The organism is Rhodococcus sp. K11/5 (assembly GCF_055193735.1).
Genome location: NZ_CM143721.1, coordinates 2,294,500 through 2,316,195, shown reverse-complemented (window position 1 = coordinate 2,316,195; position 21,696 = coordinate 2,294,500). Strand labels below are relative to the sequence as shown.

The 21,696-nt window shown below is 68.0% G+C and carries 19 protein-coding genes; 15 read left to right on the top strand and 4 right to left on the bottom strand.

The window, feature by feature from the left end:
* The first annotated feature begins 35 nt into the window (after positions 1–35).
* Together ACY466_RS10960 and hisG are read left to right on the top strand one after the other, a co-directional pair.
* Entirely contained in the window at positions 36–299 is a 264-nt protein-coding gene (locus ACY466_RS10960; RefSeq protein ID WP_463245436.1) for a phosphoribosyl-ATP diphosphatase, read from the top strand.
* Positions 300–379: 80 nt separating this feature from the next.
* Entirely contained in the window at positions 380–1,231 is an 852-nt protein-coding gene (gene hisG / locus ACY466_RS10955; RefSeq protein ID WP_463245435.1) for an ATP phosphoribosyltransferase, read from the top strand.
* Between the two features lie 27 nt (positions 1,232–1,258).
* On the opposite strand, the gene ACY466_RS10950 is transcribed toward hisG, so the two are convergent.
* A complete protein-coding gene (locus tag ACY466_RS10950; RefSeq protein ID WP_463245434.1) occupies positions 1,259–2,086 on the bottom strand; it encodes a thioesterase family protein in 828 nt (275 codons plus the stop codon).
* Positions 2,083–2,985, bottom strand: coding sequence for a RecB family exonuclease (locus tag ACY466_RS10945; RefSeq protein WP_463245433.1), 903 nt, complete (start codon positions 2,983–2,985; stop codon positions 2,083–2,085). Before ACY466_RS10945 ends, ACY466_RS10950 begins: the two co-directional genes overlap by 4 nt.
* A gap of 237 nt (positions 2,986–3,222) precedes the next feature.
* Here ACY466_RS10945 and ACY466_RS10940 point away from each other — a divergent pair, with 237 nt between their 5' ends.
* The 6 genes from ACY466_RS10940 to prcA all read left to right on the top strand — a co-directional run bounded on the left by ACY466_RS10940 (position 3,223) and on the right by prcA (position 9,502).
* A complete protein-coding gene (locus ACY466_RS10940; protein WP_463252227.1) occupies positions 3,223–4,089 on the top strand; it encodes a tRNA (adenine-N1)-methyltransferase in 867 nt (288 codons plus the stop codon).
* 113 nt (positions 4,090–4,202) lie between these two features.
* Positions 4,203–6,026 (top strand): proteasome ATPase, encoded by a 1,824-nt coding sequence (gene arc, locus ACY466_RS10935; protein WP_463245432.1) that lies wholly within the window; start codon positions 4,203–4,205, stop codon positions 6,024–6,026.
* A 49-nt stretch (positions 6,027–6,075) separates the two neighbouring features.
* Positions 6,076–7,575 (top strand): depupylase/deamidase Dop, encoded by a 1,500-nt coding sequence (dop, locus tag ACY466_RS10930; protein WP_463245431.1) that lies wholly within the window; start codon positions 6,076–6,078, stop codon positions 7,573–7,575.
* A 114-nt stretch (positions 7,576–7,689) separates the two neighbouring features.
* Positions 7,690–7,881: a ubiquitin-like protein Pup gene (locus ACY466_RS10925; protein WP_463245430.1), complete on the top strand. Its 192-nt coding sequence runs from the start codon at positions 7,690–7,692 to the stop codon at positions 7,879–7,881.
* A complete protein-coding gene (gene prcB / locus ACY466_RS10920; RefSeq protein WP_463245429.1) occupies positions 7,878–8,762 on the top strand; it encodes a proteasome subunit beta in 885 nt (294 codons plus the stop codon). Before ACY466_RS10925 ends, prcB begins: the two co-directional genes overlap by 4 nt.
* Positions 8,759–9,502 (top strand): proteasome subunit alpha, encoded by a 744-nt coding sequence (gene prcA, locus ACY466_RS10915; RefSeq protein WP_463245428.1) that lies wholly within the window; start codon positions 8,759–8,761, stop codon positions 9,500–9,502. Before prcB ends, prcA begins: the two co-directional genes overlap by 4 nt.
* On the opposite strand, the gene ACY466_RS10910 is transcribed toward prcA, so the two are convergent.
* Positions 9,476–10,969 carry a phosphatase PAP2 family protein gene (locus ACY466_RS10910; protein ID WP_463245427.1) on the bottom strand — a complete coding sequence of 498 codons (1,494 nt, stop codon included), beginning with the start codon at positions 10,967–10,969 and terminating at the stop codon, positions 9,476–9,478. The genes prcA and ACY466_RS10910 overlap by 27 nt on opposite strands.
* 108 nt (positions 10,970–11,077) lie before the next feature.
* Here ACY466_RS10910 and pafA point away from each other — a divergent pair, with 108 nt between their 5' ends.
* The 7 genes from pafA to ACY466_RS10875 all read left to right on the top strand — a co-directional run bounded on the left by pafA (position 11,078) and on the right by ACY466_RS10875 (position 19,935).
* Positions 11,078–12,436 (top strand): Pup--protein ligase, encoded by a 1,359-nt coding sequence (gene pafA, locus ACY466_RS10905; protein ID WP_463245426.1) that lies wholly within the window; start codon positions 11,078–11,080, stop codon positions 12,434–12,436.
* 127 nt (positions 12,437–12,563) lie between these two features.
* Entirely contained in the window at positions 12,564–13,556 is a 993-nt protein-coding gene (locus ACY466_RS10900; RefSeq protein WP_463245425.1) for a helix-turn-helix transcriptional regulator, read from the top strand.
* A complete protein-coding gene (locus ACY466_RS10895; protein WP_463245424.1) occupies positions 13,553–14,560 on the top strand; it encodes a helix-turn-helix transcriptional regulator in 1,008 nt (335 codons plus the stop codon). The genes ACY466_RS10900 and ACY466_RS10895 overlap by 4 nt, the downstream gene beginning before the upstream one ends.
* A 123-nt stretch (positions 14,561–14,683) precedes the next feature.
* The gene (tatA, locus tag ACY466_RS10890) at positions 14,684–14,992 is read left to right on the top strand and encodes a Sec-independent protein translocase subunit TatA (protein WP_463245423.1); all 309 of its coding nucleotides are present in this window, start codon (positions 14,684–14,686) and stop codon (positions 14,990–14,992) included.
* A gap of 150 nt (positions 14,993–15,142) precedes the next feature.
* Positions 15,143–16,084, top strand: a complete 942-nt coding sequence (gene tatC / locus ACY466_RS10885; protein ID WP_463252226.1) for a twin-arginine translocase subunit TatC — start codon at positions 15,143–15,145, stop codon at positions 16,082–16,084.
* Positions 16,085–16,229: 145 nt separating this feature from the next.
* Positions 16,230–18,977, top strand: a complete 2,748-nt coding sequence (locus tag ACY466_RS10880) for a DEAD/DEAH box helicase (RefSeq protein WP_463252225.1) — start codon at positions 16,230–16,232, stop codon at positions 18,975–18,977.
* Positions 18,978–19,053: 76 nt separating this feature from the next.
* Positions 19,054–19,935, top strand: a complete 882-nt coding sequence (locus tag ACY466_RS10875) for a DUF4333 domain-containing protein (RefSeq protein WP_463245422.1) — start codon at positions 19,054–19,056, stop codon at positions 19,933–19,935.
* A gap of 76 nt (positions 19,936–20,011) precedes the next feature.
* Here the strand turns inward: ACY466_RS10875 and ACY466_RS10870 are convergent, their stop codons facing one another.
* Positions 20,012–21,640, bottom strand: coding sequence for an HNH endonuclease signature motif containing protein (locus ACY466_RS10870; protein ID WP_463245421.1), 1,629 nt, complete (start codon positions 21,638–21,640; stop codon positions 20,012–20,014).
* Positions 21,641–21,696 lie beyond the last annotated feature (56 nt).

The window sequence follows — 21,696 nt, the reverse complement described above, 5'->3', positions numbered from 1 at the left end:
GAGGATCGACCGTCACCGTGGAACAATCCTCGTCTGTGAAGAACTTCGAATCCCTGTTCGCCGAACTCAGCGACCGCGCCGTGACTCGCCCGGAGGGTTCGGGCACCGTCGCTGCGCTCGACGCCGGTGTCCATCAGCAGGGCAAGAAGATCCTCGAGGAGGCGGGCGAGGTGTGGATCGCCGCCGAGCACGAGAGCGACGAGGCCCTCGCCGAGGAGATCTCCCAGCTTCTGTACTGGGTCCAGGTGCTGATGGTGGGACGCAACATCGGTCTCGAGGACGTCTACCGACATCTCTGAGCGGCCCGCTCACTCTCGAACACTCGGATGCCGTCACCCCGCCCTCGAACTTCCCGTTCACGAACCATCAGGATGTCCCCATGCTTCGCGTTGCCGTTCCCAACAAAGGTTCCCTCTCCGAACTCGCCGGCGAGATCTTGAGCGAAGCCGGATACCGGCGTCGCACCGACTCGCGCGACCTCACCGTCCTCGACAACGCCAACAACGTCGAGTTCTTCTTCCTCCGCCCCAAGGACATCGCGATCTACGTCGGGTCCGGTGAGCTCGATCTCGGAATTACCGGCCGGGATCTGGCGCTCGATTCCGGCGCCCCGGTCGCCGAGCGACTGGCGCTGGGCTTCGGTCGCAGCAGCTTCCGGTACGCCGCCCCGGCGGGTCGGGAGTGGACGCCGGAGGACCTGAACGGCTTGCGAATCGCGACCTCGTACCCCAACCTCGTGCGCGCCGACCTCGCCGCGCGCGGGCTCGAGGCCACGGTCATTCGCCTCGACGGCGCCGTGGAGATCTCGATCCAGCTCGGCGTGGCCGACGCGATCGCCGACGTGGTGGGCTCGGGACGCACTCTGCGCCAACACGATCTGGTGGCCTTCGGAGAGTCGCTGTGCGATTCCGAGGGGGTCCTGGTGGAGCGGGCGGGCGCACCTTCGGACGACCGCGCTCGCAACCAGTTGATCGCTCGCATCCAGGGTGTCGTGTTCGCGCAGCAGTACCTGATGCTGGACTACGACTGCCCGAAGTCCATTCTCGACGCCGCCGTCGAGATCACTCCCGGCCTCGAATCGCCGACGCTGTCTCCGCTCGCGGACGAGAACTGGGTCGCCGTGCGGGCGATGGTGCCGCGCAAGATCCACAACTCCGTGATGGATCGACTGGCCGATATCGGCGCGAAGGCCATTCTCGCGTCCGACATCCGGTCCTGCCGGGCCTTCTGACCCGGCCCCTTTCCACGCAGCGCCGGGTCAGCGCGCGCGGACCTCGAGCGTCTGGAAGCTGCGGCCGACCGCGCCGTCGGCGTCGTACAACGTGGCCGCGCACAGGCCGATCCCGTCGGCCGCGATCGACGTTCGGGCTCGGACGCCGACCCATTCGCCCACCGGTTCCCGGAGAATCTCGACCGTCAGATCGGTGTTCAGGAAGGTCCAGTCCTTCGCATCGAGCCGGGCGCCGACGCCGTTCGCGATGTCGGCGACACCGAACAGCCGCGTGATCGGTGACGGGGTCTCACCCGCCACCACCGGCACGAGGCTGCGGGTCCAGAGGCTGCCCGTCCCTTCCTGCGGGTCGACGGGCACGACTCCGCGAAACTCCAGCGCGTCGAGGTACCCGCCGTGCCAGTCCGCGGCGAAACCCCAGCCCGGCTCGCTGTCCTCGGGCCCGGGAACCAACGGAGCCTCGGCCGCGAAGGCCACCGCCGACGTGTCCGAGGTGGCGATGCGCCACGCCGTCGCCCGAGCGACGGTCCGCGCGGTGCCGTCCGGCCGCTGCGCGACCAGCTCGGCCGCGAGCATCTCGACGCGGCGACCGGGCCGCTCGATCCATGCGCGCACCTCGATCTCGGCCACGGGGACCGGACCGAGGATCTCCATCGTCACCCGGGCAAGCCGTGCCTCCGGCCGCGGCGCGCAGTTCTCCAGCGCGCGGGTGAGCAACGCCGAGGGCGGGGCGCCGTGCTGCATCGTCTCGGCCCACACACTCACGGTGTATCGGGTTGCCAGGAAGCGTTCGTAGCCCTCCCGCAACGCGGCGATCGGAACGAACAGAGCTGCGCCGGAATCGGTCTCGGTCACGACGCGGGCTCCGAAGCCGCCGGTGCGGACACCGCCGGTTCGGGCGTCTCGGAGGGCCAACCAGGATAGGCCGGGGGAGTGCCGCCGAAGCTGGGGCACAGTGCCTGATAGTCACACCACCCGCACAATTTGCTCGGCTTGGGCCGGAAATCACCCGACACACCCGCGGTACGGATGGCACTCCAGATCGCGACCAGCGTGCGCTCGAATCGATCGAGCTCGTCCTCGTCCGGGGAGTAGGTGAGCACCTGCCCGTCCGCGAGGAACAGCAGGCGAAGCTGCGACGCCACGATCCCGCGCGTCCGCAGGAGCACCAACGCGTAGAACTTCATCTGGAACAGGGCCTTGCCCTCCGCGATCTGCCGCGGCGCCTTGCCCGTCTTGTAGTCGACGACACGAACCTGCCCGGTGGGCGCGACGTCGATGCGGTCGATGTAACCGCGCAGCAGCACGCCGTCCGCGATCTCGGTCTCCACCAATTGTTCGCACGACTCCGGATCGAACCGGGTGGGGTCCTCGAGGGTGTAGTACGCATCGACCAGCGCACGGGCCTCGGCCACGAACTTCTCTCGTTCGTCCTCCGCCACGGTGTCGGCGGCGAACTCGTGTTCGTCCAGCATCGCCGACCACGCCTGCTCGAGGAGCGCGATCGCGCGGTCCGATCCGCGGTCCGCGGCGGGCAGGCCGTAGAGGTGCTCCAGCGCGGAATGCACCAGGGTGCCACGCAACTGGGCCCTGCTGGGCGGGGCCTCGATGCGGTCGATGGCCCGGTAGCGATACAGCAGCGGACACTGCTTGTAATCGGCGGCGCGCGACGGTGACAGCGCCGGGCGGCGCCGCGGTCGGGCCGAATCCGCGGATCCGGGCGAGGGGCTCGGGTGCTCGATCGCGATACTCACCCGCCGAGACTAAGCCCGGCCACCGACAGGATCGGTGACCTCCCATAGAGTTCCCCCGGCGCGTCGCGACGACGAGCACCGACCCAGCACGAGCACGAAACGAGGCCCGACGGCGTGGAGCCAACCGAGAACGACGCGGCACAGGCCGAGAAGACCCCGGCGCACACCGACGCGACGCAGTCGGACACGAGTGACACCGCCCCGGACCGCGTCACTCGACCGAGCGGGCCGTTTCGGGTGGGCGATCGCGTGCAGCTCACCGACGCCAAGGGGCGGCACTACACGGTGATCCTGGAGGCCGGGAAGCAGTTCCACACGCACCGCGGCGGCATCGAGCACGACGCGTTGATCGGCGTCGACGAGGGCAGCGTGGTCACCTCGACCAACCACACGCCTTATCTGGCCCTGCGCCCGCTGCTGGTCGACTACGTGCTCTCGATGCCTCGCGGCGCCCAGGTGATCTACCCCAAGGACGCCGCTCAGATCGTGCACGAGGGCGACGTGTTCCCCGGCGCGCGTGTGCTCGAGGCCGGCGCGGGGTCGGGCGCCCTGACCTGTTCGCTGCTCCGCGCGGTGGGACCCGAGGGGAAGGTCATCTCGTACGAGGTCCGCGACGACCATGCGGTGCACGCCGTGCGCAACGTCGAGCAGTTCTTCGGCGAGCGCCCCGCCAACTGGGATCTGGTCATCGACGACCTCGCGTCGTTCGACGTGGCGAAGCACGGCGGCATGGTCGACCGCATCGTTCTCGACATGCTCGCACCCTGGGACACGCTGCCCGCCGTGGCGAACGCGCTGGTGCCCGGCGGGGTGCTCATCGTCTACGTCGCGACGGTGACCCAGCTGTCCAAGGTGGTCGAGGCGCTGCGCGAACAGGAGTGCTGGACCGAGCCCCGGTCGTGGGAGTCGATCGTGCGCGGCTGGCACGTCGTCGGACTCGCGGTGCGACCCGAGCACCGCATGCAGGGCCACACGGCATTCCTGGTCAGCGCCCGACGCCTCGCCGAGGGCACGGTGACCCCGAAGCCGCAGCGACGCGCCGGAAAGACCCCGCCCGCGACGCCACCGGCGGCGGATGCGTCCGGTTCCACACACCTCCCCTGAGCAGTACGGACGCATCGAACGACGGTCCGGTGCCGAATACCTCCCGAACGGACGGCGCACACACTTGCGATTCGCCCGGTAGCGTTGATGAATCGCTTAGAGAGGTGTCCTACATGAGCCCTACAGACAACTCGAATCGAGATGCCGGCAGGAACCGAGAAGAAGCCTCGGATCAGGCCGCCTTGATCGCCGAACTCGACGCCGTACGTGCGGAGGCCACCGTGCTCCGCCGCCAACTGGACAATGCCCGTGCCGGTTCCGGTGCAGGTGCCACGAGCGACACCCGTGACCTCGAATCGCGAGTGGATTCGCTGACCACGCGCAACACCAAGCTCATGGAGACGTTGAAGGAAGCGCGGCAGCAGCTCATCGCCCTGCGCGAGGAGGTCGACCGGCTCGGCGCGCCCCCCAGCGGTTACGGCGTTCTCGTCCACAAGTACGACGACGACACCGTCGACGTGTTCACCTCCGGCCGCAAGATGCGCCTGGGGTGCTCTCCCAACGTCGAGGTCGCCGAACTGCGGCCCGGCCAGACGGTGCGGCTGAACGAGGCCCTCACCATTGTGGAGGCCTGCGAGTTCGAACGTGTCGGTGAGATCAGTTCGCTGCGCGAGATTCTCGACGACGGTCGACGGGCGCTGGTCGTCGGACACGCCGACGAGGAGCGTGTGGTGTGGCTGGCCACGCCGCTGCAGGAGATGGCGGACGACGAGACCCCCGAGGACCCGGACGGCCCGTCGCGCCGACTGCGCCCCGGCGACTCGTTGCTCGTGGACACCAAGGCCGGGTACGCCTTCGAGCGCATCCCCAAGGCCGAGGTGGAGGACCTGGTCCTGGAAGAGGTCCCGGACGTGGGCTACGAGGACATCGGTGGTCTCGGGCGCCAGATCGAGCAGATCCGCGACGCGGTCGAACTGCCGTTCCTGCACAAGGATCTCTTCCGCGAGTACTCGCTGCGTCCGCCGAAGGGTGTTCTGCTCTACGGTCCTCCCGGCTGCGGCAAGACGCTGATCGCCAAGGCCGTCGCCAACTCCCTGGCGAAGAAGATCGCCGAGGCGAAGGGCGAGGACGCGAAGGAAGCGAAGTCGTTCTTCCTCAACATCAAGGGCCCCGAACTGCTCAACAAGTTCGTCGGCGAGACGGAGCGGCACATCCGACTCATCTTCCAGCGGGCTCGGGAGAAGGCGTCGGAAGGCACCCCGGTCATCGTGTTCTTCGACGAGATGGACTCGATCTTCCGCACACGTGGTTCGGGCGTCTCCTCCGACGTCGAGACCACGGTCGTCCCGCAGCTCCTCGCCGAGATCGACGGCGTCGAGGGGCTCGAGAACGTCATCGTCATCGGTGCCTCGAACCGTGAGGACATGATCGACCCGGCCATCCTTCGACCCGGTCGCCTGGACGTGAAGATCAAGATCGAGCGTCCCGACGCCGAGTCCGCACTCGACATCTTCTCGAAGTACCTCGACGAGAACCTGCCGATCAACAGCGACGATCTGGGCGAGTTCGGCGGTGATCGTGCTGCGTGCATCCACGCGATGATCGAGAAGGTCGTCGAGCGCATGTACGCCGAGAGCGACGACAACAAGTTCCTCGAGGTCACCTACGCCAACGGCGACAAGGAGGTCCTGTACTTCAAGGACTTCAACTCGGGCGCGATGATCCAGAACATCGTCGACCGCTCCAAGAAGTACGCGATCAAGTCGGTGCTGGACACCGGTACGTCCGGCCTGCGTATTCAGCACCTCTTCGACTCCATCGTCGACGAGTTCGCCGAGAACGAGGACCTGCCCAACACCACCAACCCGGACGACTGGGCGCGCATCTCGGGCAAGAAGGGTGAGCGGATCGTCTACATCCGCACACTGGTCACCGGCAAGAACGCCAGCACCAACCGGGCGATCGACACCGAGGCCAACACCGGGCAGTACCTCTGACGGGGGTTCGGTCGGCACCGGTTCCGTCGGTGGGGAATAGGCTCGACTGATGCAACGCATCATCGGCATCGAGGTCGAGTACGGAATTTCCTCCCCGACGGAACCGTCGGCCAATCCCATTCTCACGTCCACCCAGGCCGTTCTGGCCTACGCCGCGGCCGCGGGCGTACCGCGCGCCAAGCGCACCCGGTGGGACTACGAGGTGGAATCCCCGCTCCGCGATGCGCGGGGATTCGACCTGGGCAAGTTCAGCGGGCCGGCGCCGATCATCGACGCCGACGAAGTGGGCGCGGCGAACATGATCCTCACCAACGGCGCGAGGCTCTACGTCGACCACGCTCACCCCGAGTACTCGGCGCCCGAAGTCAGTGACCCGATGGACGCCGTGATCTGGGACAAGGCCGGTGAGCGGGTCATGGAGGCGGCCGCGCGGCACGCGGGGAGCGTGCCCGGAGCGCCGCGGCTGCAGCTGTACAAGAACAACGTGGACGGCAAGGGCGCGTCGTACGGCACTCACGAGAACTACCTGATGTCGCGCGAGACGCCGTTCTCCGCGATCGTCATGGGCCTGTCGCCGTTCTTCGCCTCACGTCAGATCTTCACCGGGTCGGGGCGCGTCGGGCTGGGGCAGTCGGGGGACGAGCCGGGCTTCCAGCTCTCCCAGCGTGCCGATTACATCGAGGTCGAGGTCGGCCTCGAGACCACGCTCAAGCGCGGCATCATCAACACCCGCGACGAGCCGCACGCCGACGCGGACAAGTACCGACGGCTGCACGTCATCATCGGCGACGCCAATCTCGCGGAGATGTCGACCTACCTCAAGGTCGGCACCACGGCCCTGGTGCTAGACCTCGTCGAGGCCGGTGTCGATCTGTCGGATCTTCAACTGGCGCGCCCGGTCACCGCCGTCCACCAGATCAGCCACGACCCCACGCTGCGGCGGACGGTCGCGCTGGCCGACGGCCGTGAGCTCACCGCGCTCGCTCTGCAACGGATCTACCTCGAGCGCGTGTCCGCGCATCTCGACGCGCAGGGAAACGAGGACGCTCGCGCGGCGGATGTCGTGGAGAAGTGGGCGATGATCCTCGACCTGCTCGAACGCGACCCGATGGACTGTGCCCACCTGCTCGACTGGCCCGCGAAACTGCGCTTGCTCGAAGGTTTTCGCAACCGCGAGGGTCTCGGGTGGTCGGCGCCGCGTCTGCACCTGGTCGACTTGCAGTACAGCGACGTCCGCCTGGACAAGGGTCTGTACAACCGGCTCGTGGCGCGCGGTTCGATGGAACGGCTGGTCACCGAACAGCAGATCATGGACGCGGTCTCGACTCCCCCCAGTGACACCCGGGCGTACTTCCGCGGCGAGTGCCTACGCCGGTTCGGTCCCGACATCGCCGCAGCCAGCTGGGACTCGGTGATCTTCGACCTCGGCGGCGACTCGCTGGTTCGGATCCCGACTCTCGAACCGCTGCGCGGCACCAAGGCCCACGTCGGGAAGCTGCTCGACTCCGTCGATTCGGCGGCGGAGCTGGTCGATCAACTGACCAACTGAGGTAGGGACGCCCGATCTCGGGCGGGTTGCCCCGGTCCGACGGCCGTCGGCTCGGTAGGCTGAAGTTCCCCGTGGAGCCGGTCTCCGCAGGGTCGAGTGAGAAGGAGGTCGGCGATGGCACAAGAGCAGACCACACGCTCCGGCGGTGGAGACGACGACGAGGGTTCTGCGGAGGGCGCGCAGGGTCAGGAACGGCGCGAGAAGCTCGCCGAGGAGACCGACGATCTGCTCGACGAGATCGACGACGTGCTCGAGGAGAACGCCGAGGACTTCGTCCGGGCCTACGTGCAAAAGGGCGGCCAGTGACGGAAGGCCGATCCGTCTCCCGTCCCCACGAGAGCGAGACCTCGCTGCGCTACGGCTCGGCGTTCTCCTCGTTCAGTGATCACCTCCGCAACCACGCCCCGCACCTGCTGCCCGAGAATCGCTTCGACGGTGATTCTCGGTCGGCCGCCGCGTCCGAGGCCGGAACGAGTTCCGACATCGCGCCGCACGGAACCACGATCGTCGCCGTCGCGTACGACGGCGGCGTCGTGCTCGCCGGAGACCGCCGCGCCACGATGGGCAATCTGATCGCCAGTCGCGACGTCGACAAGGTCTACATCACCGACGACTACTCCGCGGCGGGCATCGCCGGTACCGCGGGACTCGCCATCGAGCTCGTTCGTCTGTTCGCCGTCGAACTCGAGCACTACGAGAAGATCGAGGGCGTCCAGCTCACCTTCAACGGCAAGGCCAGCAAGCTGTCGTCGATGGTGCGAGGCAATCTCGGTGCCGCGATGCAGGGTCTCGCCGTGGTTCCGCTCCTGGTCGGATACGACGTGGACGCTGTCGACGCGCGGCGCGCCGGTCGCATCGTGTCCTACGACGTGGTCGGTGGGCGCTACGAGGAACGCGCCGGCTATCACGCCGTCGGGTCGGGGTCTCTCTTCGCCAAGTCCGCGATGAAGAAGCTCTACCGCGACGGCATGTCCGAGGACGACGCGTTGCGCGTGGCGATCGAGGCTCTCTACGACGCAGCGGACGACGACTCCGCCACGGGTGGTCCGGATCTCACCCGAGGCATCTACCCGACGGCGGTGACCATCGGGTCGGGTGGCGCGGACTTCGTCACCACCGATCGCACCGAGACGCTCGCGCGCGCGGTGCTCCAGGATCGACTCGCACAGGGAGGTGAACGTCGATGACCATGCCGTACTACGCCTCCGCCGAGCAGATCATGCGCGATCGCTCGGAACTGGCGCGCAAGGGAATCGCCCGCGGGCGCAGCGTCGTGGTCCTCACGTACGCAGACGGCGTGCTGTTCGTCGCCGAGAACCGATCGTCGGCCCTGCACAAGGTGAGCGAGCTCTACGATCGCCTCGGCTTCGCCGCGGTCGGCAAGTACAACGAGTTCGAGAACCTCCGTCGCGCCGGGATCGTCCACGCGGACACCAAGGGATACACCTACGATCGCGCCGACGTGACGGGGCGCTCGTTGGCCAAGGCCTACGCCCAGACGCTGGGCACCATCTTCACCGAGCAGCTCAAGCCCTACGAGGTGGAGATCTGCGTGGCGGAGGTGGGTCGCTTCGGTGACGCGCCGAAGGCTCAGCTCTACCGCATCACCTACGACGGCTCCATCGTCGACGAACTCGAGTTCGTGGTGATGGGCGGAACGACCGAACCGATCGTGACGGCACTGCGCGAGGCGTACCGTCCCGGCCTCGATCTCGCTGCCGCCGTGGGTATCGCCGTGGCCGCCCTGCAGGACGGGGTCGCGCCGGTCGCTCCGCCCGCTGCAGGTGCGGAGGCGCCGGAGAAGCGAGTTCTCGAGGTGTCCAGCCTCGAGGTGGGGGTACTCGAGCAGACCCGTCCGCGGCGCGCCTTCCGACGCATCACGGGGAATGCGCTGCAGGAACTACTTCCCGCGGCGTCCGCCGACTGATCCCGATCCGTAGATCGTGAGCAGGGAGGGCCGGGCCTCGAAGTCGAAGGTCCGGCCCTCTCCGGCCACCTCCCCGTCCACCGCGACGGACACCGGTTCGCCCGCGTTCGCCACCGTCAGCGTGTTCACCCTCAGGTGCCGGTAGGTCGGTGAGCGACCCAGGGTCCCGGTGAGCGCCGCGACCGCGAGTCGGGTTCGCGACAGCTTCATCCGCGCCCGCAGGTAACGCACGTCGAGGACTCCGTCCGACAGGGTGGGGCGCGGCATCGGGATCTGATCCGCGGGCGCGTACCGCCCGTTTCCGACGAACAGCATCCACACCGATTCCGGGCGTCCGTCGAGAGTCACGGTCATGGGTTCGGCGACCGCGAGAACCTTCACCATGGCGGCCGCCGCGGCGGGCCACTTGCCGATGCGCGGGCCCCACTTGTCGCGCAGCAGAACCGAGTCCGGATATCCGCCGACGCTCGCGGTGTTGACGAACAGGTGCGGCTTCCGTCCGTCGACGGAGACACCGCCCACGTCCACCGTCGCCGACCGCCCCGATTCGACGGCTCGCGCGGTGACCTCGATGTCGGCCGATCCGGTGTCGCGGGCGAAGTGGTTCAGGGTTCCGCCCGGAAAGACCGCCAGTGGAAGGCGACGATCCGCCGCGACCGTCACCGCGGTGGCCACGGTGCCGTCACCCCCGCAGACGCCGAGGGCGCGAACCTCCGGACCGACGGCCGCGTGGAACTGATCGACGAAGTCGACGCCCGATTCGACGTCGGGTTCGAAGAAGGTGGCTCCCGGCAGGGAATCGGCGACCCGATGCACGTCGGCCTCGTTGTCCGACCCCGCGCCGGGGTTGACCAGGACCAGCAGTCCGTGGCCCGTCGGCAACGCCGGGGCCTCGCCGTCGTTCCCCAGGCGAGCAGCCTCCTCGGTGCGCACCGCCCACCACCGACGCGTCGACAGCGCCACGGCCGCCCCGAGCGCGGATCCGACGACCACGTCCGACGGCCAGTGCACACCGACGTGCACTCGCGAGTACGCCACGGCGGCGGCGAGCGGCGCCACGATCGCTCCGGCCAGCGGTGACTCCAGGGCGACCCCGGTCGCGAACGCCGCGGCCGACGCCGAGTGCCCGGACGGAAACGACGACGACACGGGGGGCTCGAGCAGGCGACGCAACGACGGCACGTCGACGGCGGGTGGCCGATCGCGGGGGAGCATGGGCTTGAGGACCCCGTTCGCGAGGGTGCTCGCGCCGACGACGGCGAGGAGGCCGCGCACCGCACCGCGCCGTCTCGATCCCCCCGTCGCCGCCAGCCCCGCGGCGACGATCAACCAGAGCACGCTGTGGTCGGCCAGGCCGGTGAGATGACGCAGAACGGGGTCGACCCGAGCGGGGCGGGCCGCGAAGCTCGCGCGGACCAACGATCGATCGAGCGTGCGAGTGCGGCCGCGAAGGGATCGAGTCGTCATCGGGCCACACTATCGGCGCGAACGACGGTGATCGGCGCGAACGCACACCACGACGTGCTCGCCGCCCGACAGCCGATGCCGGACCGTTCGTGGTTGTACTGTCGAAGTGTGCAGCGACGAATCATGGGTATCGAGACCGAGTTCGGTGTGACGTGCACGTTTCACGGGCATCGTCGGCTGAGTCCGGACGAGGTGGCCCGGTACCTGTTCCGCCGGGTGGTCTCGTGGGGGCGCAGCTCCAACGTCTTCCTGCGCAACGGCGCGCGGCTCTACCTGGACGTCGGCTCGCACCCGGAGTACGCGACGGCGGAGTGCGACAGTCTGCTGCAGCTGGTCACCCACGATCGCGCCGGCGAGCGCGTGCTCGAGGACCTGCTGGTCGACGCAGAGCAGCGGCTCGCCGAGGAGGGCATCGGCGGAGACATCTACCTGTTCAAGAACAACACCGACTCCGCCGGCAATTCGTACGGGTGCCACGAGAACTACCTGGTGGTCCGCGCGGGCGAGTTCTCGCGCATCTCCGACGTCCTGCTCCCCTTCCTGGTGACCCGCCAGTTGATCTGTGGCGCCGGCAAGATCCTCCAGACTCCGAAGGCCGCGACCTTCTGCTTGTCCCAACGCGCAGAACATATCTGGGAGGGTGTCTCGTCCGCGACCACCCGGTCCCGACCCATCATCAACACCCGCGACGAGCCGCACGCGGACGCGGAGAAGTACCGACGACTCCACGTGATCGTCGGCGACTCCAACATGGCCGAGCCGTCGACGATGCTCAAGGTCGGCACCGCCGCGCTGGTGCTCGAGATGATCGAGGCCGGCGTCTCGTTCCGAGATTTCGCTCTGGACAATCCGATTCGCGCGATTCGCGAGGTGAGCCACGACCTCACCGGCCGGCGTCCCGTTCGCCTCGCCGGAGGTCGCCAGGCCAGTGCGCTCGAGATCCAGCGCGAGTACCACGCCCGCGCCGTCGAGCATCTGGTGAACCGGGAGCCCGATCCGCAGGTGGAGCAGGTCGTCGATCTGTGGGGCCGCACTCTCGATGCCGTCGAGGCGCAGGATTTCGCGAAGGTCGACACCGAGATCGACTGGGTGATCAAGCGAAAGCTGTTCGAGCGCTACCAGGATCGGTACTCGATGGATCTGTCCGATCCCAAGATCGCCCAACTCGATCTCGCGTACCACGACATCAAGCGCGGCCGCGGCGTGTTCGACGTACTGCAGCGCAAGGGTCTCGCGAAGCGCATCACCGAAGACGAGCAGATCGACGAGGCCGTCGACACCCCGCCCCAGACCACTCGGGCGAAACTGCGCGGCGAGTTCATCTCTGCCGCACAGGAGGCGGGGCGCGACTTCACGGTCGACTGGGTTCATCTCAAGCTCAACGACCAGGCGCAGCGAACGGTGCTGTGCAAGGACCCGTTCCGCTCCGTCGACGAGCGGGTCGAGAGGCTCATCGCCTCGATGTGACGGTGGTCGGCGGCGCCGTCAAGGGCACCGTCCACAGATCGGGCACGTCACGGCGTCGTATCGGCGGTTGTCCACAGCCCGGCGATGCGCGCCTCCATCGACGCGTCCGACCACTACGCTGACGATCGTGGCGATCTCCAAAGTCGAACGACTCATGAACCTGGTGATCTGCCTGTTGTCGACGCGGCAGTTCCTGACGGCAGAGCGCATCCGAGACTCGGTGGCCGGGTATGCCGATTCCGCGACCGACGAGGCGTTCAGTCGCATGTTCGAGCGCGACAAGAACGAACTGCGGGATCTGGGCGTACCGCTCGAGACCGGACAGGCGTCGCGGTTCTCCACCGTCGAGGGGTACCGCATCAACCGTGATGCCTACGAACTTCCGGATATCGATCTCGCGAGCGACGAGGCGGCCGCGGTCGCCGTCGCCGTGCAGCTGTGGGAATCACCGGAGCTGACGTCCGCCGCGCAGAGCGCGGTCCTCAAGCTGCGTGCCGCGGGAGTGCAGGTCGACGCGGAGGCGTCGCCGGCGTCGCTCACCGCAGTGCCGGCTCGCACCCGTGGTTCCGAACCGGCACTCGGCAGACTCCTCGCCGCGATAGACGACGGCCGCGCCGTCCGCTTCTCGCACCGCTCGTCCCAGGCCGACGCCTACGCCGAGCGCTCCGTCGAACCGTGGGGCGTCGTGACGCACGGCGGGCGGTGGTACCTGGTCGGACACGACCTGTCTCGCAACGCCGTTCGCACTTTCCGACTCTCGCGCATCGGCGACGACGTCGTCGCGTTCGGAGAGGCGGGTGCCGTCCACAAGCCCGACACCGCCGACCTCGCCGCCATCGTCGCCGACGCCGCGGGCACCGGCAACGTCGCCGGGAGCGCCGACGTGTGGGTGGCCGACGGGCGTGGATTCGAGATCCGCCGACTCGGGGCGGTCGTGGAGGAGCGGACGCTCGCGGGCCGTACGGGGTCCGTCGTTCGGGTCCCGGTGCGCTCGTGGGAGTGGATCGCCCGCGTGATCACCGGTCACGGCGCGGACGCGATCGTGCTCACGCCGCCGGAACTCCGCGCGGACGTCACGGCCAAACTCTCGGCCACCGCGTCGTCGGAGGTCGCCCGATGAGCGCGCGCCTGTCGTCGCGGTTGGCGCGGCTGCTGAATCTCGTTCCGTATTTCGTCGCGAATCCCGGGATGAGCGCCGTCGAGGCGGCCGCCGAGCTGGGGGTCACCACCAAGCAACTCATGGACGACCTAAACCAACTGTGGATGTGCGGTCTCCCCGGGTACGGACCCGGTGATCTGATCGACCTGTCCTTCTCCGAGGAGAGCATCGAGGTCACGTTCACCGCGGGCATCGATCGGCCTCTCCGTCTGACCTCGACCGAGGCGACGTCCCTGCTGGTCGCGCTGAGGTCGCTGGTGGAGATGCCGGGGATGGTCGATCCGTCGGCCGCGCAGCGTGCCATCGCCAAGATCGAGGCGGCGGCCGGTGTCGCGAACGCCTCGGCGGACGCGGGCAACACCTCCGAGGATCCGGTCGAGAGCCCCATCGTCGCGACCGTGCGCGGGGCCGTGGCTGGTCATCGCGCGTTGGATATCACCTATTACTCGGCGTCGCGGGACGTGATCTCCGAGCGCACCGTCGATCCGATCCGGGTCGTCCTGATCGACGATCACAGCTACCTGCAGGCGTGGTGCCGCAGCGCCGAGGGTGTGCGCCTGTTTCGTCTCGACCGCATCGACGCCGCGCGGGAGAACGGTGAGCCGTCCACCCCGCCGGAGCAGGCCGAGGACGACGACGCGTTCGATCTGTTCCGAGACGACGCGTCGCTGCCCCTGGCCCGGTTGTCCGTCGCCCCCGACCACGTGTGGATCCTCGACTACTACCCGATGACCAGGGTGGCGGACGGTTCCGACGGTTCGGTCGAGGTGACCATGCGGTTCGCCACCGTCGATTGGATGTCGCGTCTCGCGCTGGGATTCGGGTCCGGGGTCCGGGTGCTGGAGCCACCGCAACTGGTGGACATGGTCGGCGAACGCGCTCGCGCGGCTCTCGACGTGTACCGAAGTGTCGACGCGGTGGGTTCGGGTGGTTCACCCGACTCGGGCGATGTGATCGGGCACTGAGTTCGCCCACAGGATTCTCCGAGTGAACTCTCGGCGAACCTCGAGGTATCGGCGGGTCCGCGAGCCGAGAATTCGATGTCCACTCCGGTAGCATCGGGTCATCCAACTGGGAGGTTTTCAATCATGACTGGCGCTTTTCAACCGTGGCACTGGATCGTTCTGATCCTCGTCGTCGTCCTGCTCTTCGGCTCGAAGAAGCTGCCCGACGCGGCACGTGGACTCGGACGCTCGCTGCGCATCTTCAAGAGCGAGGTCAAGGAGATGCAGAACGACGGCAAGGACACGAACTCCACGACCACGCAGACTGCGCAGACCACGCAGCAGCCGGTCGCCCCGGCGCAGCTGCCCGCGCAGGCGCCGGTCGCCTCGCCGGATCCGACCGTGCAGACTGCCGTACCCACCGATCAGGATCAGCATCCTCGGTCTGCCTGATCGACGGTGAGTCGCCGGCCCCCCGGTCGGCGCCACCGATGAGGACGCCGGGGCGTGTGGCGCCCCGGCCGTGCTCACGGCCGGTCCCGGACCGGCGACGTCCCCACGGCTACGTCGGCTGAGGCCGCGTCCGACCATCAGAGAGTGATCGTGCGAATCCCACTGGACCCGCGACAGCGCAAGCGGCGCGTCAACCCCGACGGAACGATGTCGCTGGTCGAGCATCTTTTCGAGCTTCGGACCCGGCTGGTGTGGTCGATGATCGCCATCGTGGTCACCACGATCGTGGGCTTCTTCTGGTACTCGCACACGTTCCTGGGAATCGCCTCGCTCGGTGATCTGCTCAAGGATCCGTACTGCTCTCTTCCCGCGTCCAGCCGCGCCGATCTCACCGACGACGGAGTGTGTCGCCTTCTGGCCACCGGTCCGTTCGAGCAGTTCATGCTCCGTTTCAAGGTCGCCATCACGGCCGGCGTCGTCCTCGCCTGCCCGGTGTGGCTGTACCAGGTGTGGGCGTTCATCACGCCCGGCCTTCACAGCAACGAGCGACGCTACGCCGTCGCGTTCGTCACGTCGGCGGCGTTGCTGTTCATCTCCGGCGTCGTCCTCGCCTACGTCGTGGTCTCCAAGGCCTTGGACTTCCTGCTCACCATCGGTGACAACGTCCAGATCACCGCGCTGTCCGGCGCCGAGTACTTCGGGTTCGTCATCAACCTGCTGATCATCTTCGGCGTCAGCTTCGAGATCCCTCTGCTGATCGTCGCGCTCAACGCCATCGGTGTGCTCAAGTACGAGCGGCTCAAGTCCTGGCGTCGCGGGTTGATCTTCGCGATGTTCGCCTTCGCCGCCGTGGCCACCCCGGGTGGTGACCCGTTCTCCATGACCGCGCTGGCCCTGGCTCTGTGCATCCTGGTGGAGCTGGCCATCCAGGTCGCCCGCATCAACGATCGCCGTCGCGCTCGCAAGCAGACCGAAGCCTGGGGCGAGGTCTCGGACGACGAGGCGTCGACTCTGGACACGCGAGTCGCCCCCGTCGAGCGGCCGGTCCCGGTGACATCGGACGGCAAGACCGACTACTCCGACACCCCCTGATCTGGGCAGGTCGGCCACGGCCGTGTGGGTGAGCGCCGCGCTCGACCGGTCGATCCACCGCCTCGGGATCGATAACCTCTAATCTGGACGGGTGGCCACTCCCAGCGGACAGCACGAATTCCGGTCAGCGAGCGGACAGCAGGACCTGCACGACGGTCCGCGTTTGGACGAGTTCGCGTCGTCGCTGTCGTTTCCCCTCGATCCGTTCCAGCGCAACGCGTGCCGCGCTCTCGAAGACGGTCACGGCGTTCTGGTCTGCGCGCCGACCGGTGCCGGGAAGACCGTGGTGGGCGAGTTCGCCGTCCACCTCGCGCTGACCTCCGGCAACAAGTGCTTCTACACCACGCCCATCAAGGCGCTGAGCAATCAGAAGTACGCCGAACTCGCCGCGCGCTACGGCAAGGGCTACGTGGGCCTGCTCACCGGTGACCAGAGCATCAATTCGGACGCGCCGATCGTGGTGATGACCACCGAGGTGCTCCGCAACATGCTGTATGCGGAATCGCCTGCGCTGCGCGGACTCTCGCATGTCGTCATGGACGAGGTCCACTACCTGGCCGACCGGTTCCGGGGCGCCGTCTGGGAGGAGGTCATCCTCCACCTCTCCGAGGACGTGCGCCTGGTGAGCCTGTCCGCGACGGTGAGCAACGCCGAGGAGTTCGGCGCGTGGATGGAAACCGTCCGCGGCAACACCTCCGTGGTGGTGGACGAGACCCGACCGGTGCCGCTGTGGCAGCACATCCTCGTCGGCAAGCGGTTGTTCGACCTGTTCGACGTCAAGTCCGACGCCGGCGCCCCGACCGGCGGTCCGGTGGACAAGGACCTGGTTCGCTACGTCAAGGAACGCGTTCAGGCCGAGCGGATGGGGTCATGGGAGGCGCCGCGCGGTCGAGGTCGCGGGGGGAGTCGTCCGCACCGGCCGGAAAGCCGCCCCATTCCACGACCCGAGGTCATCCGACTCCTGGACGCCGAGGGTTTGCTCCCGGCCATCACCTTCGTCTTCAGCCGCGCCGGATGCGACGGTGCCGTCAACCAGTGCCTGCGATCGGGCCTGCGGCTCACCTCCCCGGAACAGGCGGAGGAAATAGTCGAGGTCATCGAACGGCACACGGCCGAGATCCCGCGCGGCGACCTCGAGGTACTCGGGTACTGGGAGTGGCGCGAGGCGCTCGAGCGCGGACTGGCCGCGCACCACGCCGGAATGCTCCCGGTGTTCCGACACACCGTCGAGGAACTGTTCGTCAAGGGTCTCGTGCGGGCCGTGTTCGCCACGGAAACGCTGGCCCTCGGCATCAACATGCCCGCTCGCACCGTCGTCCTCGAACGTCTGGTCAAGTTCAACGGTGAGACGCACGCGAACCTGTCGCCGGGGGAGTACACCCAGCTCACCGGGCGGGCGGGGCGTCGCGGTATCGACGTCGAGGGCCACGCGGTGGTGTTGTGGCAATCCGGGGTCGAGCCGACCGAGGTGGCCGGCCTGGCGTCCACCCGCACGTTCCCACTTCGCAGTTCGTTCCGACCGTCCTACAACATGGCCGTCAATCTCGTCGACCGCATGGGCGTCGACGCGTCCCGCACCCTGCTCGAGCGTTCGTTCGCGCAGTTCCAGGCGGACGCATCCGTCGTCGGGCTGGTCCGGGGAATCGAACGCAACGTCAAGGCACGAGAGGATCTGCTGGCCAAACTCGGTGGTGCCGATTCGCCGTACGCCGAGTACGCGGAACTGAAGGCCCGGCTCAAGGAACGCGAACGGCTGCTCGAGCAGCAGGGCCGCACCGAACGCCGGAACGACGCGGTGTCCTCCCTCGTGGCCCTGCGCCGTGGCGACGTCATCTCGATCCCCACCGGCCGGCGGTCCGGGCTGGCCGTGGTGCTCGAGAGCGACGAGTCGTCCGTGGATCCTCGGCCTCTGGTCCTCACCGAGGACAAGTGGGCCGGTCGACTGTCGTCCGCCGACTTTCCGACCCCGGTGTCTGCACTCGGTCGCATGCGACTTCCTCGGCACATCGATCACCGCACCGCGCGGACGCGTCGAGATCTGGCGTCGGCGTTGCGCAGCACGGGAATCACCGCGCCGGGACGAGGTCGACGTGGCCGCTCCACCGCTGCGGACGATCGTGAACTCGGTGCACTGCGCCGTGCCGTGCGATCGCACCCGTGCCACTCCTGGCCGGACCGCGACCATCTGGCTCGCCTGTCGGAGAAATACGCAAGGCTCGAACGCGACACCGATTCGATGCGCTCTAAGGTCGCGTCCACCACCAACTCGCTGGCCCGCACCTTCGATCGCATCCTCGAACTGCTGACCGAGCGGGGTTACCTCGCCGAGCGTGACATCGAGGCCACCGACGGCGAACCGGCCGGCCGGGCCGTCATGGTCACCGAGCGCGGCACGAAACTGGGTCGCATCTACTCGGAGTCCGACCTGCTGGTCGCCGAGTGCCTCGCCGAAGGAGTGTGGAAGGGGCTCGGTCCGGCCGAGCTCGCTGCGGTCGTCTCGTCCGTCGTCTACGAGTCGCGTCAGGACGGGGACAATTCGCCGCAGGGACCGACGGGGAACATCCGGTTCGCACTGGCTCGGACCGTGCAGGCGTGGAGCGAACTGCGGGCCGACGAGATCAGACTGAAGCTGCCTCCCACCCGGGAACCGGACATGGGCTTCGTGATCGCGATCTACAAGTGGGCGCGCAGGGAATCGCTGGAGGAAGTGCTGTTCGCGGCCGGTCAGCAGGGTCGGGCACTGTCCGGCGGCGACTTCGTGCGGTGGTGTCGTCAGGTGATCGACATCCTGGACCAGATCCGCTCCGCCTCGCCCGACGAGACCGTGACCGCCACCGCGAACAAGGCCATCGCCGCCATTCGCCGAGGAGTGGTGGCCGTCGACGCGGCCTGACGGTTCCCGCCCTTCGCTGCGGCGAAGGGCTAGTGTGCGACGCGAAAGAGCACGTTCCGGCTTAGTGGAGGCGATCATGAGCGGCCCGTATCAGCGCGACGACGAGGGGCGTTCCGGGGATGCCGCCGACGGTGGTGTGCCGGAGACGGGCCAGCAGGGTGGCGCGAGTCGGCCCGAGGACCAGCGGTACGCGCAGCCGGGGGGTTACGGGCAGCCGCAGGGGTACCAGCAGCCCCAGAAGTACCAGCAGCCCCAGGGGTACCAGCAGCCCCAGGGGTACCAGCAGCCCCAGGGGTACCAGGGTCTACCGGGTTTTCAGCCGCAAGGTCAGCCCGGCTACGGACAGTCCGGTTATCAGCAGCCGCAGGGATACCAGCAACCGCAGGGTGATCACGGTTACGGCCAGCCCCAGCACTACGGGCAACCCCAGCAATACGGGCAACCCCAGCAGTACGGGCAACCCCAGCAGTACGGGCAACCCCAGCAGTACGGCCAACCCGGGTACGGGCAGCCGGGGTACCCACAACCCGGATACGGGCAGCAAAGCCCCCCTGCGCAGCAAAGTTATGCGCAACCCGGGTACGGGCAGCCCAGCGGCTACCCGCAGGGGAATCAGCAATGGAACGAGTCCGAGCAGAACAAGCGGTCGCGGAAGAAGCCTCTTCTCATCGGGGGCGGCATTGTGCTCGGACTGCTCGTCCTCGGGTTCATCGCCTTCGCGGTGTCGGGACTCTTCGTCGACCGATTGGACAACGAGGCCGTACAGGCCGGGGTCGCCCAGATCGTGACCGAGGCGTACAGCGCCATCGAGGTCACCGATGTTTCCTGTCCTTCCGGGCAAGCGGTCGAGGTGGGTAATGAGTTCACATGCTCCCTCACCGTCGACGGCGATCCCCGCACCGTCACCGTGACCGTCACCGACGACCAGGGCACGTACCAGGTGGCCCGCCCCCAATAGGTCCAACGGTTTCACTGCGCCCAGCCTCACCCCGTGTATCGGGTGAGGCTGGGCGGCAGAGTTTTTGGGACCGGTTTCAGTCCGGTTCTGGCGGTTCTGGCGGCTCTGGTGGTTCGGGGTCTGGTGGGTCTGGGTCGTAGAGGTATTCGTCGGGGTGGTGGTAGTGGTTGATGCGCCCGGTGCGCCTGGCGTCGAGCCAGGTCGGTGGGTGCCAGAGGGTGCGCCCCGGGTAGGGGTGATCGTTACCGGCGGTGGTGGTGGACCAGCGGAGGTTCGGGTCGTCGCCGATGAGGTGGTGATGCCGATCGCAGGCCAGTGCCAGGCAGTCGATGTTCGTGCGCCCGCATTTGGCCCAGTCGGTGACGTGGTGGGTTTGGCATCGGGTGGCGGGTCGGGTGCAGCCGGGGAAGGTGCAGCCGCGGTGCCAGGCGGTCAGGACGAGGCGTTGGTCTTCGGTGGCGAGTCGGCGGCCGCGTTCGAAGTGCAGGGGGCGGCCGTGGCCGTCGAAGAGCAGCAGGTAGGGGTGTGCGGCGGCGGCCATCTGTATGGCCTGCCTTATCGGGATGTGGGTTCCGGTGCCGGTGAGGGCGAGTCCGGTGGCGTTTTCGAGGTCGTGCAGGGTCATGGTGACGATGGCTTTGGTGGCGACACCGCGGTGGTGTCCGAGCAGGTTCGAGCTCAGCAGCAGGCGGATGGCGTCTTTGAGGTCGTCGTGGATACGTTGGCCGCGGCTACGCAGATCCCGCTCCGGCTCCGCACCCGGCTCCGCGTCGGGGGTGGGGAGGCCGAGGTCGAGCTCGGGATCGGCACCCGCACCGGCGTCGGCGTCGGGATCGGCGGTGGGGGAGTCGTTCCCTTCCGCTCCGCCGTCGTCTGAGCCGTCGGACGCACCGTCGTCGGCCGCGTCACCGCCGCCCGCGTCACCGCCGGAGCCATCCCTCTTCGGTCCTTTCTTGGCTCCGGGTTTGCCCATCGCCTCGGTGACCGCTTCGAGCAACGCCCGGAACTCCGCATCGACCCGGAACTTCCCCCGACTCAGCCCGTGGGCGTCCTGTTTGTCGAAGTGGATGAAACACGACGCCGCGACCTCCTCGTCGGAGGGTGGGTTTCCGTCCTCGTCGAGGTGCGCGAGGATCCGCTCCCCGGCCGCGCGCACCGCATCCGCAGCATGCTCACCGCACAGCGCCACCAACTGCTTCTCCGCCTCCTCGGCGACCTCTGGGCCGACCGCCTCGGGGATGCGGGAGACGATGGTGCGGATCACCGCCACGTGCGCCGGATCCAACACACCCTGCACTGCGGCGGTGCCGGTGTGCGGGTACACCGGCGGCATCGGCTTACCCGTGAACGCCCGCCGCCTCCCGACGTCGGCGGCGGTGCGCAGGCGGTCCCCGGCGGCGCGGGCGGTGATCCGCAACAACATCCCCAGCGAGAAGGGGGCGGAGCCGCCGAGACCGTCGAACCCGCCCTGATGGACGGTGTCGTTGAGCCAGGTGTACGACGAGCCGAGCAACGAGCGGCGGACGGTTTCGGTGCGGGCGATCAACGCCAACCGATCCCGATTCGACAACCGTGACGCATCGACCGAGGCGAGGTCCGCCATCGTCGTCTCCAACGACGCGATCAGTGTTTCGACGGAGGCATCGGTGATGACGGCGCCGGCGATGTCGCCGACCCCGTCCCCCGTGCCGTCCCCCGAAAGCATGCCCAGAAGGTAACCGACCCCACCGACACAAATCGAACAGGTGTTCTAGAGAGGGG